Genomic DNA, 13,493 nt, shown 5'->3' with positions numbered 1-13,493 from the left:
GTCTTGGGAAAACGCTGGCTTAACGGACAGCGCTTTCAAACTCGTTTGCCGTGCCGGCTTCCTTCAGATAGGCGAGCGCCTTCTTGGAAGCTTCGACCAGGGCGCCGAATGCTGCCGGCTCATGGATCGCCATGTCGGACAGAACCTTGCGGTCGACTTCGATGCCGGCCTTGTTCAGGCCGTCGATGAAGCGGCCGTAGGTCAGGCCGAATTCGCGGACAGCAGCGTTGATGCGCTGGATCCAGAGCGCGCGGAAATTGCGCTTGTTGACCTTGCGGTCGCGATAGGCGTACTGCTTGGAACGGTCAACCGCTGCCTTTGCGGCGCGGATGGTGTTCTTGCGGCGGCCGTAGAAACCCTTGGCGGCCTTGAGCGTCTTCTTGTGCTTGGCGTGGGCGGTTACGCCGCGTTTTACACGTGCCATGTCATGATCTCCTTAAAATCCAAATTGCCAGACGTCTTAAAGACCGTTGGGCAGGTAGTTCTTGACGACCTTCTTGCCGTCAGGCTCGGCGAGAACCATGGTTCCGCGCGCGTCGCGAATGAACTTGTTGGACCGCTTGATCATGCCGTGGCGCTTGCCAGCAGCAGCAGCTCGAACCTTGCCGGTAGCGGTGACTTTGAACCGCTTCTTGGCAGACGATTTCGTCTTCATCTTGGGCATTTTGCTACTCCATTGTTCTTGATAGGTGAAACAGACAGACGAAGCCCGTTTCCAGCGTTAAGAACGGCCACGGCATGCCCTGCCGGACCGTTCGGACGGGGGCTTATAACCGCACATCCCGGAAAAGGCAAGCCGTTCCGAAGTCGCCCGCGCGTGGTGTCATTCCCAAGGAAAAGCCGCCCCACGAACTCCTCCCGGGGCGGCTTCACGAAGCGTGTTGTCCGATCAGGTCCAGCCGATCACTTCGGCGCAAGCACCATCATCATCTGGCGCCCTTCGAGCTTGGGTTCGGCTTCCACCTTGGCGATTTCCTGGGTGTCGTCCTTCACCTGCATCAGAAGTTTCATGCCGAGTTCCTGGTGGGCCATTTCGCGGCCACGGAACTTCAGCGTCACCTTGACCTTGTCGCCATCCTCGAAGAAGCGGTTCATGGCCTTCATCTTCACCTCGTAATCATGGGTGTCGATGTTCGGGCGCATCTTGATTTCCTTGATCTCGACGATCTTCTGCTTCTTGCGCGCCTCGGCGGCTTTCTTCTGGTTCGCGTATTTCAGCTTGCCAAGGTCGAGAATCTTGCACACCGGCGGATCGGAGTTCGGTGCGATTTCCACCAGGTCGAGACCGGCCTCGTCCGCCATGCGGAGCGCCTGGTCGATCGGAACGCTGCCCAAGTTCTGGCCTTCGGCATCGATAAGCTGAACCCGGGGGACCCGGATTTCCTTGTTTGCGCGCGGTCCTTCCTTGACTGGAGCGTCCGCTTTGAAGGGTCTGCGAATGGTCGTACTCTCCTCGAGCTGTTGATTGTAAATGTTCGGTCAAAAGGTCAGCGCGATCTCAAACAGAAGCGCTTGAAACAGTCACTGACGGCAATGTGTGAATTGCGGCTCCAGAGTCAATAGCATGGCCCGCAATGAAAATCATCCTCTGTCGATGCCCGAAAGAATCTGTTTTAGAAGGAAACCCGTCCTTTCAGGTCCCCAGGGAGTTACTCGATGTCAACAAAGCCGGCCGAAACAGAGATCACGCGGATCGCAGTGGGAACGGGCGACGAGGCGAGAAGCATAGCCATGCGTATCTTTCACGCCGGAAAGCGGCCCGATGTCCATCTGGAGCACGGGCAGGCTTCAGAGCTTCCGGCGCTCGTCTGGCTCGGCGGCTACCGCTCCGACATGACCGGTACGAAGGCGGTGGAGGTCGAGCGGCACGCGCGCGAGGCCGGCACCGACTGCATCCGCTTCGACTATTCCGGCCACGGCTCGTCCGACGGCGATTACAGGTCCGGCACGATATCGCGATGGGTCGAGGAGAGCCTTGCGGTGATCGACCACGCGGCCACCATGCGCATGATCCTGATCGGCTCCTCGATGGGAGCCTGGGTCGCGCTGCGCCTGATCGAGGAACTCAGAGGTCGGGGCCAGGCCGACCGCCTCTGCGGCCTCGTGCTGATCGCCCCGGCTCCGGACTTCACGGCCGAGCTTATCGAGCCCAATCTGACCGATGCCGAAAGGACCTCGCTTGCCGAGCGGGGCTATTTCGAGGAACCATCGGAATACAGCCCCGAGCCCAATGTCTTCACCCGAGCCCTCATCGAGGACGGACGCAACAACCTGGTCATGAGAGGACCGATCGAAACGGGCTGCCCGGTTCATATCCTGCAGGGCATGCGCGATCCGGACGTCCCTTACACGCATGCCCTCAAGCTGATGGAGCACATGCCGGCGGACGACGTCGTCATGACCCTGATCCGCGACGGCGACCACCGGTTGTCCCGCGAGGAGGATATTGTCAAATTGAGACAGGCGATCGACGCCATGCTGACGAAGGCCTGAGCGCACGGCTCGTCCATCCGGCCTATTCATAATTCCCCGAGATTATTCTTCAAGGCGCGGCCAAGCCCTTGCGCTGACGGGCTTCTGCGCCGGTCTGCCGCGACCCTTAACCATAAAACGGACTAGTCCGAATCAGGCGATTGACTCCGACAAGCGGAGTATATTAACTCTTTATTAACGATTAGAGCAGCGCAGGGGAAATTCCTATAAAAGCTGTCGACAACTTTTGATTGCGCGGATCGGCCCGGAAGGTACGGATGCGGCCGCGTTGCAGGGGATCTGTATGGCGTCTTGGACCGGGGTTAAGGCAAGTTTCGCAGCGCTGTGTGCGCTTTTCATTTCCACCAACACGGCAATTCCCGCACAGGCGGGAGCTACTCCCTGGATGCAGACCGGTGCGGTGACCTCGCAACCGATCGGGCATTACGAGTTCTGCCAGAAGTACAGGGGCGAATGCAGCGTCCGCTCGAAGGCGACCGTCCCGCCACGTGTCACCGCCAGCGGCTGGGCAGCCATTCGCCAGGTCAACGCCTCCGTCAACCGGCAGGTCGCACCGGTCACCGACATCGAGCTTACCGGCCGGGACGAGGTTTGGGCCTATCCCACCAGGCAGGGTGATTGCGAGGACTTCGCGCTCGAAAAGCGCAGACGCCTGATGCAAAAGGGCTTCTCCGCCAGCAACCTGCTGATGACCGTCGTGCGCAAGCCGGATGGCGAAGGCCATGCGGTGCTGACGGTCCGCACGGCTCAGGGCGACTTCATTCTCGACAATCTCGACAATAGCGTAAAGCTGTGGACACATACGCCCTACCGCTTCCTCAAGCGCCAGGCGACGAACCACAGCGGCCGCTGGGTCACAATCGACAATAGCGGGGAAGTGCTGGTCGGCTCCGTCGGAAACTGATCCTGGCGAACAGTTCCTTTCAAAAGGCTGCAGGACGCAGCCTTTTTTATTGCGCGTCAGTGAAGTCGCTCGGATACCCGCAAGCGGGCGTTGCAGTAAGGCGTACGCCTCCCCAAAATTCTTCATTCCTGCGCTCGTCACAGGATGAGGGAGGAGCGGGTTTCGCTCTCTCGATACGCCTCAAGGGCAGTACAGTCAGTGAGCGACGATCCTGTATCCGCAAACGCACGCGCTCTCTAAGCATTCCCGATGACGATGCCTGCGGCGAGAACCAGACCGCCACCGAGCACCACCTGGAAGGCGGCCCGCAGGAAGGGCGTTTCCATGTACCGGTTCTGGATGAAGGCAATCGCCCACAGCTCGAAGAAGACGATTGCCACCGCCGTCGTTGTCGCGGTCCAGAAATGCGGAATGAGGTAGGGCAGAGCGTGGCCGAGACCTCCGAGCGCCGTCATGATGCCGGAGGCGAGTCCGCGCTTGACCGGCGAGCCGCGGCCGGAAAGCTTGCCGTCATCATGCGCCGCCTCGGTGAAACCCATCGAGATACCCGCGCCGACGGAGGCCGAAAGGCCGACGAGAAAGGTCTGCCACGTATCCTGGGTGGCAAAGGCTGCGGCGAAGATCGGCGCGAGCGTCGAAACCGAACCATCCATCAGTCCTGCGAGGCCCGGCTGCACATAGGTGAGTATGAACTGGCGGCGTGAGGTCTCATCTTCCTCGTCGCGCACGCCCGCCGGCGTATGCTTCTCGCCGAGCCGGCGGGCGAGCGATTCATGCGACTTCTCGGCAATCGCCAGATCGCCCAAGAGCTTGCGCGTTGCCGCATCCCGGGTGCGTGCCGCAGCCTCGACGTAAAACCGGTGCGCCGCCTCCTCCATCGCCTCGGCTTCTGCCCGCGCCTTCTCGATGGGCATCTCGGCGATCAACCAATCTGGCTTGCGCTCCGGGAAATCGCGCACGTGCTCGCGCCGGACGAGCGGGATGCGATTGCCGAAACGGGCAACATGCAGGTCGATCAAAGCCTGACGGTGATGGCTCTCCTCCTCTGCCATCTCCTCGAAAACCCTGGCGGAGTGCGGGTATTTACCGCGCAACGCGTCGGCATAGGCGAGATAGATGCGTCCATCGTCCTCTTCCGAGGATATGGCGAGGGCAAGGATTTCCTGTTCGCTCAAGGACAGGAACGGACGTTTGTAACGGGAGAAAAGCCGGGAGAGCATCGCGAAACCTTCTTTAGAATAATTCTAAATAGGCGCCGAAGCATGAGGCGTCAAGGCGACGGATCGGCGGCAACGCATCTTCTTGGGCGGTTTCCGCAGCTCTACGATCGGCGTCCGCAAACCCCTCCCCAACCCCTCCCCTCTTGTGGGACTCTTCTGGGGAGGGGAAATCCTGGGGTTGAACTAAACCGCCAGGTCGAGCGCCTTTTCCTTCTCGATATAGGCGCGCTGGCGATCGGTGATGTAGTCGCGAACGATCGGCGCCGCGTCGCGTGATCGCGACAGCTGCATATGGAAGACGAGCTGGCTGCCGGTGCGGAACATCATTTCCGCGCTGATCAGGTAGAACTCCCACATGCGGGCGAAGCGCTCGTCATACATCCCGATCACCTTGTCGCGATTCTTCTCGAAGCGCGCGCCCCAGTGGGCAAGCGTCGTCGCATAGTGGACGCGCAGGAACTCGAGATCGGTCACCCATAGGCTGTTGCGCTCGACCACCTCGAAGACCTCCGACAGCGCAGGAGAATAGGCGCCGGGGAAGATATACTTCCGCAGCCACGCGCTCGCCATGCCGGGCGGACTCATATGGCCGATCGAATGGAGCACGGCAAGCCCGTCATCCGGCATCAGTGCATTCAGCTTCTTGAAGAACTCGTCGTAGTGATGGACGCCGACATGTTCGAACATGCCGACCGAAACGATCCGGTCGAAAGGCCCTTCGACGTCGCGGTAATCCTTGAGCTCGAAACGCACGCGGTCCGCCATCCCGGCCGCCCGCGCCCGCTCGGAGGCGAGCGCCTGCTGCTCCCTGGAAAGCGTGACGCCCAGCACCTCGACGTCTTCGAGCGCGGCCAGATAAAGGGCGAGATCGCCCCACCCACAGCCGATATCGAGCACCTTCATGCCCGGTTTCAGGCAGAGCTTTGCCGCAAGCAGCCTCAGCTTGTTGCGCTGAGCGGCCTCCAGCGTCTCGTCAGGTTCGCGGAAATAGGCGCAGGAATAGAGCATGTTCTCATCGAGGAACAGCTTGTAGAAATCATTGCCGAGATCGTAGTGGTGCGCGACGTTCTGTTGCGCCTTGCCTTTCGGGTTCGCCTGCTGGCGCTTGCGGAAGCGCATCTTGACCGCCCGCAACAGCTTCTGGATCGGATAGGAGCCGAGCGACAGGCGATTGATCGAAAAAAGCGTCAGGAAGTCCCGCAGCGTCGAGCCCTCCTCGAAGCGCATGGTGCCGTCCATGTAGGCTTCGCCGGCGGCGAGCTCGGCATTGAAGACCAGGCTGCGGTAGAGCCGCCTGTCGGTCAGCCGCATCGTCACGCTCGGCCCCGGTTCGCCGGCAAAGACGTGCCTCTTGCCGTCGGCGTCGATCACCGTCAGGGTCCCCTTGCGAATGAAGGACTTCATCATATGCGATAGTGGAAACATGCAGTACTGCGCCTCTCATCCCGATCCAGAGGGCGGCATCCTAAAGCACTTCCGGGAAAAATGTGTAGCGGTTTCCGTGCGGAAGGGCGCAGTTTCGAAGTGCTGGGGCGCACACAAATGCGCGCCGCATTTGCAGCTGCGCACGGGAAACGAAAACGGGGACGGCAGCCAAAGACTGCCGTCCCCGTTTTCGATTTCCGTGAGGACCAGATCAGTCCTTGGCGCGCTCGACGTAGGAACCGTCTTCCGTCGCAATGACGACGCGGGTGCCCGCCTGGATGTGCGGCGGCACCAGGGTGCGAACGCCGTTCGAAAGCACGGCCGGCTTGTAGGAAGAGGAAGCCGTCTGGCCCTTGACGACCGGCTCGGTCTCGGTGATTTCGAGAATGACGTGGCGCGGCAGGTCGATGGCGATGGCGATGCCCTCGTGGATCGACAGCATCACGGCCATCCCTTCCTGAAGATAGGCCTTCAGATCGCCGATGTCTTCGGCGCTCATGACGAGCTGGTCGTAGGTTTCCGGGTTCATGAAGTGAAAGCCTTCGCCATCTTCATAAAGGAAGGTGTGCTCGCGGTCTTCGACGAAGGCGCGCTCGACCTGCTCGGTCGTGCGGTAGCGCTCGGAGACCTTAACGCCGTCGGAAATGCGGCGCATGTCGACCTGCGTGACCGGCGTGCCCTTGCCCGGATGGAAGTTCTGGGCGGTAAGTACGACATAGAGCTTGCCGTCGACGTCGAGAACGTTGCCCTTGCGGACCGAAGAAGCGATGACCTTGACCATTAGTCTTCCTTGTAACAGAGATATCAGCGACACGAGCGGGCCGGAGATCGGCCCGGAAGGGACGCGAAAATTCAGTTTTCGCGCCGCCACTACCTTAATTTCGCGCAAATAGCCAGCCTGACCGGGCATTCGCGTGGAAGAAAGCCCTGGACCGACAGACCATGCAGCATGCCTCACCCTGGTGGACCCGCGATGTCCACGCCGACCGGCGCCCCTTCCTGATCGGGCGCAACCGGATCCAATCGGCGCTCCGCCGCTTCTTCGATGAGCGCGATTTCATCGAGGTCGATACCGCGACCCTGCAAATCTCGCCCGGCAACGAGGCGCATCTGCACGCGTTCGAAACGCAAGCCCTCGGGCTCGACGGCACGGTTCAGCCGCTCTACCTGCACACCTCGCCCGAATTTGCCTGCAAAAAGCTGATTGCTGCCGGCGAACGGCGCATCGCCTGCTTCGCCCATGTCTATCGCAATCGCGAGCGCGGACCGTTGCACCATCCGGAATTCACCATGCTCGAATGGTACCGCGCCGAGGAGAGCTACGGGACGCTGATGCGCGACTGTGCCGAGATCCTCGCGGTCGCCGCCGAGACGGTTGCGAGCCGTTCACTCGTTTATCGGGGACGTGAATGCAACCCGTTCGCCGAGCCGGAGCGGCTCTCGGTCGCCGAAGCCTTCGCGCGCTTCGCCGGGATCGAACTCCTCGCCTCTATCCAGGAGGACGGCTCAACCGACCGCGAAGGGCTCGCCGCGGACATGCGCAGGGTCGGTCTGCGCGTCGCCGGAGACGATAGCTGGGCCGATCTCTTCAGCCGCGTGCTCGTCGAGAAGATCGAGCCCAATCTCGGCTTCGGGCGCGCCACCATCCTCGACGAATATCCGGTCGCCGAGGCAGCACTTGCCCGGCCTGCGGCCGGCGACCCTCGCGTCGCCGAGCGTTTCGAACTCTATGCCTGCGGCGTAGAACTTGCGAACGCCTTCGGCGAACTGACGGACGCCGCCGAGCAGCGCCGCCGCTTCGAACTGGAAATGGCGGAAAAAGCACGGATCTATGGCGAGGCCTACCCGATCGACGAGGACTTCCTGGCCGCGCTCGCCGGCATGCCCGAGGCGAGCGGCATCGCGCTCGGCTTCGACCGGCTGGTTATGCTCGCAACGGGCGCATCCCGCATCGACCAGGTCCTCTGGGCCCCGGTCGCGGAGGCCATGCGGTGACCGTGGAACGCGCCATCAGAACGCCGCGAGAACTAACCGAGGCGGGCCTCGTCGATCGGGAACGGGAAGAGGCGATCTCGCGCGTCGCCTCCCGCTATGCCGTCGCCGTCAGCCCGACGATCGCGCGCCTTGTCGACCGCGACGATCCGAACGACCCGATTGCGCGGCAGTTCGTGCCCGACATGGCCGAACTCGCGCTCATGCCGGAAGAGCGCGCCGATCCGATCGGCGACGGCGCGCATAGCCCGGTTGCCGGGATCGTCCACCGGTATCCGGACCGCGTCCTCTTGAAGGCGGTCCACGTCTGCCCGGTCTATTGCCGTTTCTGCTTCCGCCGCGAGATGGTCGGCCCTGAGGGCCTCGGCACGCTTGCACCCGCGGAACTCGAGGCCGCGATCGCCTACATCGCCGGGCACCCGGAAATCTGGGAGGTGATCCTGACCGGCGGCGATCCGCTGGTGCTGTCGCCGCGACGGCTCGGCGAAATCATGGCGCGGCTTGGAGAAATCGAGCACGTCAAAGTCGTGCGCTTCCACACGCGCGTTCCGGTCGTCGAGCCAGGTCTGGTGGAGGCGGAACTGATCGCCGCATTGAAGAGCAGCGGCAAGGCGACCTATGTGGCGCTTCATGCCAACCACCCGCGGGAACTCGCCACCGAGGCCCGTGCCGCCGCCGCGCGGCTGATCGATGCGGGCATCGTGATGGTGAGCCAGTCCGTGCTGCTGAAAGGCGTCAACGACGATCCGGACGTGCTCGCCGAACTGATGCGCGCCTTTGTCGAGACGCGGATCAAGCCCTATTACCTGCACCATCCGGATCTCGCGCCCGGCACCAGCCATTTCCGGCTGTCGATCGAGGCGGGACAGGCGCTCGTCGCCTCTCTGCGCGGACGCCTCTCCGGCCTGTGCCAGCCGGCTTACATCCTCGACATTCCCGGCGGCCACGGAAAAGCCGTCGTCAGCGCAAGCGCGATCGAGGCGGAGGGGGGCGGCTGCTACACGGTCACCGATTTTCGCGGAATCAGGCACGAATACCCGCCGAAGGGGTGACGCAGCATCGCCGCCCCAGGCGAGAATTGAGGACGAGACGAGGGGACAGAGAAAGCTCCGCCGTCCCTTCCGCCGCCAGTCGGGAGAAGGGACGGCGGGTGGATGAGGGGCAAATTCGGAAATTGAAAAGGCCGCGCAGGCAATCTGCGCGGCCCTTCGCCATCAGACTGGAGCCGTTCAGCCCTGCTTGATCGGCGCGATCGAGATTTCGACGCGGCGGTTTTGGGCGCGGCCGACTTCGGTGGCGTTCGATGCGACCGGCCGTTCCATGCCGTAACCGACTGCCGACATGCGCCGCTGGTCGATGCCGCGGCTGGCCAGATAGTTGGCTACCGAGGCGGCGCGCCGCTCCGAAAGCCCCTGGTTGTAGGAGGCGCTGCCGGTCGAGTCGGTGTGACCGTCGACGTCGATCAGCGTCTTGTTGAACTTGCGCAGCACGATCGCGACCGAATCGAGCGTCGGGTAGAAGGCAGGGATCACCTGGTCGCGGTCGGTCGCGAAGGTGATGTTCGACGGCATGTTCAGGATGATGCGATCACCGGCGCGGGTTACCGAAACGCCGGTGCCCTGCAACTGCGCCCGAAGTTCGGATTCCTGCTGATCCATGTAGTTTCCGACCAGGCCGCCGCCGAGAGCGCCTATGCCTGCGCCGACAAGAGCGGCGTCACGCCGGCCCGCGGCACTGCCGCCCACCAGAAGACCGGTCGCAGCACCGAGCCCCGCGCCGATCAAGGCGCCTCCGGCCGTGTTCGACATCTTCTGTTCTCCCGTATAGGGATCGGTGGTGGTGCATCCGGAAAGATAGACGGCCACGACAGCCAGGATGGCGCATTTCTTGATCATCGAATCAATTGTCCCCATTGGTGCTCAGGATCGGTTCATACTATCGATTGCGGCAGGAAGATGAAGGGGCCTTCTACTTTCCACGATCGGGAGTGTTGCGGTGCACCATTTCTACCGGGGCTCGCCACATTGCTGACCAGAGGGCCCGCTAACCGAAGTTTCACGCGCTCCGCGCTATCGTCTGCCCGGACGAGTTCGGCACAGGAATGCGAGCCGCGGGCGCCGCATGGAGCGCCCGCAAACTGTGAAGGGAAAAAATATGGCGGTCGAGTTCGGCGATTCGCAACGCAGCCTCAGCGACACGCTCACCGGCATGATTGCGTCGATCAGAGGCAATACGATCACGCTGCGCGAGCTGATGATCGAGATCGGCGAACAGGGTTTCCTCCTGCTCTGCGCGCTCCTGACGCTGCCGTTCCTGATCCCGGTCTCCATTCCGGGCGTCAGCACCGTCTTCGGGGCGGCCATCATTCTCATTTCGCTCGCGATCACCCTCAATCGCCTGCCGTGGCTGCCGAAGCGCATCCTCGACCGGGAGATCGAGACGGAAAAGCTCGTGCCGACGCTCCGGAAAGGAGCGGCACTGGTCTCGAAACTCGACCGCTACGTGCGTCCGCGGCTCAATTTCCTGACCGAAGGCGCCCTGATGAACCGCTTCAACGGGCTGATGATCATGGCCGGCGGCGTGCTTCTCATGTTTCCGCTCGGGCTGATTCCGCTGTCAAACACGCTCCCCGGCATCGCAATCCTGCTCCTGTCGCTCGGCATCATCCAGCGCGACGGGCTGATGGTGGCCGGCGGCTATTTCTTCCTGATCGCGACCACGATCTATTTCGCAGTCCTCGGCTATGCCGCTTTCGCCGCCGGCCAGGGCCTCTCGAACTTCTTCGTATCGTGATCGGGGCGTCAGCCGGCAATGCGCCTGAGCACATCGCCGGCGCGTCTCGGGAGAAGTTGGCGGCAGCCGGATGAGGCCATCCGGGCCCTCCTATGCGGCAAGATGCTTGTAGAAGAAGGTCGTTGCGCAATAGCGGCCGTCCGGCATCAGCGCATAGTCGGGAACGACACCGGCGCGCGTCCAGCCGAATCGCTCGTAGATCGCTTCCGCCGGCTCTCCGGTCGCCGTGTCGAGAACCAGCACTCTTCTGCCGCGCCTGACGGCTTCCGCCTCGGCTGCATCCATCAGGCGACGCGACAGGCCGAGACCGCGGGCGTCGCGGTGGACGAGCAGCTTCCTGACATCGGCGCGATGCGGCTGGTTCGGCATGGTCCCGACGCCGAGCTGCACGGTGCCGACGATCCGGCCGTCGACTTCGGCCCCCAGGAGCACCGTTTCGCTGCGCCCGACTGCGGCGGCGACGCCCTCCCAGAAGGGAACGGCGTCGTTCGGCGAAAAGGGTTGCATGAAACCGACCGAAGCGCCGCCTTCGACGCAATCGGAGAGGATTTCGGCCAGGGCCGGCAGAGCGGTCAGGGCTTCTTCTTCGGTGAGCAGGCGGATGGCGACGTCGGGCATGTCAGACCTTGCTGCGGCAGAGAATGACGGCGTAATGCGCCGGTTCTTCGTAGGGGTTGTGAAAGATGTGAGCCTGTTCGAGCCCCATGAAGAGGCAATCGCCCGGCTCCAGCAGCCGGCGTCCGCTTTCCATCGTCAGCTCGAGTCGGCCGGAGAAAAGCCAGAGGTGCTGGGTGATGCCGCGATCCATGGGCTGTTGCTCGAAGACGACGCGGGCTCGGGGCGGAAACTCGACCTCGACGATGTCGACCGGCGAGCCTAAGCCTTCCGGCGAGACCGAGCGGCGCACATAGCCGCTTTCGGGATCGCGCCACATCCGCTGCTCTTCCCGCCGGACCAGGGGCGAGGCATCGCTCGTTTCGGATGCGAAGAGCGCCGAAAGCGTCGTACCCAATGCGCTGCAGAGCTTCGCCAGAAGCTGCGCCGTCGGGCTCGCCTCGCCGCGCTCGATGCGCGAGATCATGGCGCGGCTGACGCCGGAACGTGTCGCGAGATCATCGAGCGTTAGGTCCTGCGCGGCGCGCAGCTCGCGAACGCGAACACCGATGACCCGTTCGAGGGGAGCAGCTACTGATTCCATTATTTGAGACTGCATTTCCCATATAATGGAGTCAACGCGGCGCACACAAAAATTTTCGCCCATGCCGTTTTGACGACAGCGTCGGGGCGCATCCTGATCTAGGGTGCCGCTTCCGCATCGATTCCCAAAAAATATTCAACCTCTAATTTAGATCAGTCCCGTACGATCGGCAGGAGGACAGGCAGGTGGATAGATCGCGTTCGTCGCTGCTGTCGATCGCGAGCATTGTCGCCTCGATGACATCAGTGGCGGTCGGCAACGGCATGATGCTCGCCTATGTCCCCTTCGTGCTGACGCGCTCGACGGCGCCGGACTGGGTTCCGGGCGCTGCGGTGACGGCGATCGCTTTCGGCGGCCTCATCGGCTGTCTCCTGGGCGGCTCGCTCATTCGCCGCGTCGGACACGCCCGCGCCTTTTCCTGCTCTATGGCGCTCGTGATCATCGCGGCGCTGACAATCAGCCTCGGCGTTCATCCGCTGCTTTGGGTGGCCGCGCGCGGTCTCTACGGCATTGCCGCCAACATGAATTTCATCATCACGCAGAGCTGGCTGAACCATGCCAGCGAGAACCACTGGCGCGGCCGGGCGATGGCGCTTTTCTACATGGCCTATGTCATCGGGCTCGGCGCCGGCGCCTGGCTCTTCGGACAGATCCCGGCGGAGGGTAATCTCGCCCCGATCGTCACCGTCTTCTTCACGGCGATCGCTATCCTTCCGATCGGCCTCACGCGGCTGCCGACGCCGCCCGCCCCTGCAAGAGTCAGCATCGACATTCCTATGGTCTGGCGGATTTCCCCGGTCGCCTTCGTCGGCGTGCTTGCGTCCGGCGGTCTCTCCATGCTGGTACAGGGCTTCACGCCGATCTATGCCGCCGCCAACGAGGTCAGCCAGAAAGACGTGGCCACATTGATGTTCGTCATGCAGTTCGGCCTGCTCTTCATTCAATATCCGATGGGCGCCCTCTCCGACCGCACCGACCGCCGGATCGTCCTGATCGCCACCTGTACGCTCGTCATGGCGGCGGGAGTTGCCGCGCTTACCGTCACCTTCGACAACCTGCTCCTGCTCATTGTGGTTTTTGCGATCTTCGCCGGGGCGGTCGAGACCGTCTATTCGATTGCCAATGCCCATGCCAACGACCGCACCGATCCGGCGGATTTCGTGCCGCTCGCCAGCACCATGCTGGTCGCCTGGTCGGGGGCGGCAACGCTGGTTCCGATGCTGGTAACCCTGTTCACGCCGGCCTTCGGTCAGCGAACGTTCATCTACGCGACGATGACCGTGGCGCTCCTCTATGCCCTCTTCGTGCTCATTCGCCTCCTCTCTCGCGAACGCGTCCCGCCCGAGCTCTGCGACACCTTCGAATTCAGAAGCGCCCAGCTGCCGAACGCCGCGGCGCTGGCCGAGACCGAAGCGCGAGCGGAATGGCCGGCCCGACGCCCGGATTTATAGTGAACGAAGCCTTCATT

The 13,493-nt window shown here is 62.6% G+C and carries 15 protein-coding genes; 6 read left to right on the top strand and 9 right to left on the bottom strand.

The window, feature by feature from the left end; genetic code table 11:
• Nucleotides 1-19: 19 nt before the first annotated feature.
• The 3 genes from rplT to infC all read right to left on the bottom strand — a co-directional run bounded on the left by rplT (nt 20) and on the right by infC (nt 1,440).
• Nucleotides 20-424, bottom strand: coding sequence for a 50S ribosomal protein L20 (rplT, locus tag SINAR_RS0128495; RefSeq protein WP_012710091.1), 405 nt, complete (start codon nt 422-424; stop codon nt 20-22).
• A gap of 36 nt (nt 425-460) precedes the next feature.
• Nucleotides 461-664: a 50S ribosomal protein L35 gene (rpmI, locus tag SINAR_RS0128490; protein WP_014330719.1), complete on the bottom strand. Its 204-nt coding sequence runs from the start codon at nt 662-664 to the stop codon at nt 461-463.
• A gap of 239 nt (nt 665-903) precedes the next feature.
• On the bottom strand, nt 904-1,440 hold the full coding sequence (infC, locus tag SINAR_RS0128485; protein WP_084617713.1) for a translation initiation factor IF-3: 537 nt from the start codon (nt 1,438-1,440) through the stop codon (nt 904-906).
• A gap of 216 nt (nt 1,441-1,656) precedes the next feature.
• On the opposite strand from infC, the gene SINAR_RS0128480 reads away from it, so the two are divergent.
• Nucleotides 1,657-2,493 (top strand): alpha/beta hydrolase, encoded by an 837-nt coding sequence (locus SINAR_RS0128480; RefSeq protein WP_028002243.1) that lies wholly within the window; start codon nt 1,657-1,659, stop codon nt 2,491-2,493.
• 283 nt (nt 2,494-2,776) lie between these two features.
• Entirely contained in the window at nt 2,777-3,397 is a 621-nt protein-coding gene (locus tag SINAR_RS0128475) for a transglutaminase-like cysteine peptidase (RefSeq protein WP_028002242.1), read from the top strand.
• A gap of 236 nt (nt 3,398-3,633) precedes the next feature.
• Here the strand turns inward: SINAR_RS0128475 and mbfA are convergent, their stop codons facing one another.
• The 3 genes from mbfA to efp all read right to left on the bottom strand — a co-directional run bounded on the left by mbfA (nt 3,634) and on the right by efp (nt 6,823).
• On the bottom strand, nt 3,634-4,617 hold the full coding sequence (gene mbfA / locus SINAR_RS0128470) for an iron exporter MbfA (protein ID WP_028002241.1): 984 nt from the start codon (nt 4,615-4,617) through the stop codon (nt 3,634-3,636).
• Nucleotides 4,618-4,800: 183 nt separating this feature from the next.
• Nucleotides 4,801-6,042, bottom strand: coding sequence for a cyclopropane-fatty-acyl-phospholipid synthase (gene cfa1 / locus SINAR_RS0128465; protein WP_028002240.1), 1,242 nt, complete (start codon nt 6,040-6,042; stop codon nt 4,801-4,803).
• Nucleotides 6,043-6,253: 211 nt separating this feature from the next.
• Nucleotides 6,254-6,823, bottom strand: coding sequence for an elongation factor P (gene efp / locus SINAR_RS0128460; RefSeq protein ID WP_028002239.1), 570 nt, complete (start codon nt 6,821-6,823; stop codon nt 6,254-6,256).
• A 161-nt stretch (nt 6,824-6,984) separates the two neighbouring features.
• On the opposite strand from efp, the gene epmA reads away from it, so the two are divergent.
• Together epmA and SINAR_RS0128450 are read left to right on the top strand one after the other, a co-directional pair.
• Entirely contained in the window at nt 6,985-8,037 is a 1,053-nt protein-coding gene (gene epmA, locus SINAR_RS0128455; RefSeq protein WP_028002238.1) for an EF-P lysine aminoacylase EpmA, read from the top strand.
• Nucleotides 8,034-9,086: a lysine-2,3-aminomutase-like protein gene (locus SINAR_RS0128450; protein ID WP_028002237.1), complete on the top strand. Its 1,053-nt coding sequence runs from the start codon at nt 8,034-8,036 to the stop codon at nt 9,084-9,086. The genes epmA and SINAR_RS0128450 overlap by 4 nt, the downstream gene beginning before the upstream one ends.
• Nucleotides 9,087-9,263: 177 nt before the next feature.
• Here SINAR_RS0128450 and SINAR_RS0128445 read toward each other — a convergent pair whose 3' ends face one another.
• On the bottom strand, nt 9,264-9,929 hold the full coding sequence (locus tag SINAR_RS0128445; RefSeq protein WP_028002236.1) for a YiaD family glycine zipper/OmpA-like lipoprotein: 666 nt from the start codon (nt 9,927-9,929) through the stop codon (nt 9,264-9,266).
• Between the two features lie 259 nt (nt 9,930-10,188).
• On the opposite strand from SINAR_RS0128445, the gene SINAR_RS0128440 reads away from it, so the two are divergent.
• Nucleotides 10,189-10,827, top strand: a complete 639-nt coding sequence (locus tag SINAR_RS0128440; protein WP_028002235.1) for an exopolysaccharide biosynthesis protein — start codon at nt 10,189-10,191, stop codon at nt 10,825-10,827.
• Nucleotides 10,828-10,917: 90 nt separating this feature from the next.
• Here the strand turns inward: SINAR_RS0128440 and SINAR_RS0128435 are convergent, their stop codons facing one another.
• Both SINAR_RS0128435 and SINAR_RS0128430 read right to left on the bottom strand, forming a co-directional pair.
• The gene (locus SINAR_RS0128435) at nt 10,918-11,445 is read right to left on the bottom strand and encodes a GNAT family N-acetyltransferase (protein WP_028002234.1); all 528 of its coding nucleotides are present in this window, start codon (nt 11,443-11,445) and stop codon (nt 10,918-10,920) included.
• 1 nt (nt 11,446) lies between these two features.
• Entirely contained in the window at nt 11,447-12,025 is a 579-nt protein-coding gene (locus SINAR_RS0128430) for a helix-turn-helix domain-containing protein (RefSeq protein ID WP_028002233.1), read from the bottom strand.
• Nucleotides 12,026-12,210: 185 nt separating this feature from the next.
• Between SINAR_RS0128430 and SINAR_RS0128425 the strand changes: the two genes are divergently transcribed.
• The gene (locus SINAR_RS0128425; protein WP_028002232.1) at nt 12,211-13,476 is read left to right on the top strand and encodes an MFS transporter; all 1,266 of its coding nucleotides are present in this window, start codon (nt 12,211-12,213) and stop codon (nt 13,474-13,476) included.
• Nucleotides 13,477-13,493 lie beyond the last annotated feature (17 nt).

The organism is Sinorhizobium arboris LMG 14919 (assembly GCF_000427465.1).
In the GTDB taxonomy this organism is placed as follows: domain Bacteria; phylum Pseudomonadota; class Alphaproteobacteria; order Rhizobiales; family Rhizobiaceae; genus Sinorhizobium; species Sinorhizobium arboris.
Note: the sequence above shows the minus strand (reverse complement) of the source record. Positions and strands in the feature narration are given on the sequence as shown.

Coding starts and splice junctions, on each gene's coding strand:
- rplT (WP_012710091.1), bottom strand. CDS start 424: ATGGCACGTGTAAAACGCGGCGTAACCGCCCACGCCAAGCACAAGAAG.
- rpmI (WP_014330719.1), bottom strand. CDS start 664: ATGCCCAAGATGAAGACGAAATCGTCTGCCAAGAAGCGGTTCAAAGTC.
- SINAR_RS0128480 (WP_028002243.1), top strand. CDS start 1,657: ATGTCAACAAAGCCGGCCGAAACAGAGATCACGCGGATCGCAGTGGGA.
- SINAR_RS0128475 (WP_028002242.1), top strand. CDS start 2,777: ATGGCGTCTTGGACCGGGGTTAAGGCAAGTTTCGCAGCGCTGTGTGCG.
- mbfA (WP_028002241.1), bottom strand. CDS start 4,617: ATGCTCTCCCGGCTTTTCTCCCGTTACAAACGTCCGTTCCTGTCCTTG.
- cfa1 (WP_028002240.1), bottom strand. CDS start 6,042: ATGTTTCCACTATCGCATATGATGAAGTCCTTCATTCGCAAGGGGACC.
- efp (WP_028002239.1), bottom strand. CDS start 6,823: ATGGTCAAGGTCATCGCTTCTTCGGTCCGCAAGGGCAACGTTCTCGAC.
- epmA (WP_028002238.1), top strand. CDS start 6,985: ATGCAGCATGCCTCACCCTGGTGGACCCGCGATGTCCACGCCGACCGG.
- SINAR_RS0128445 (WP_028002236.1), bottom strand. CDS start 9,929: ATGATCAAGAAATGCGCCATCCTGGCTGTCGTGGCCGTCTATCTTTCC.
- SINAR_RS0128440 (WP_028002235.1), top strand. CDS start 10,189: ATGGCGGTCGAGTTCGGCGATTCGCAACGCAGCCTCAGCGACACGCTC.
- SINAR_RS0128435 (WP_028002234.1), bottom strand. CDS start 11,445: ATGCCCGACGTCGCCATCCGCCTGCTCACCGAAGAAGAAGCCCTGACC.
- SINAR_RS0128430 (WP_028002233.1), bottom strand. CDS start 12,025: ATGGAATCAGTAGCTGCTCCCCTCGAACGGGTCATCGGTGTTCGCGTT.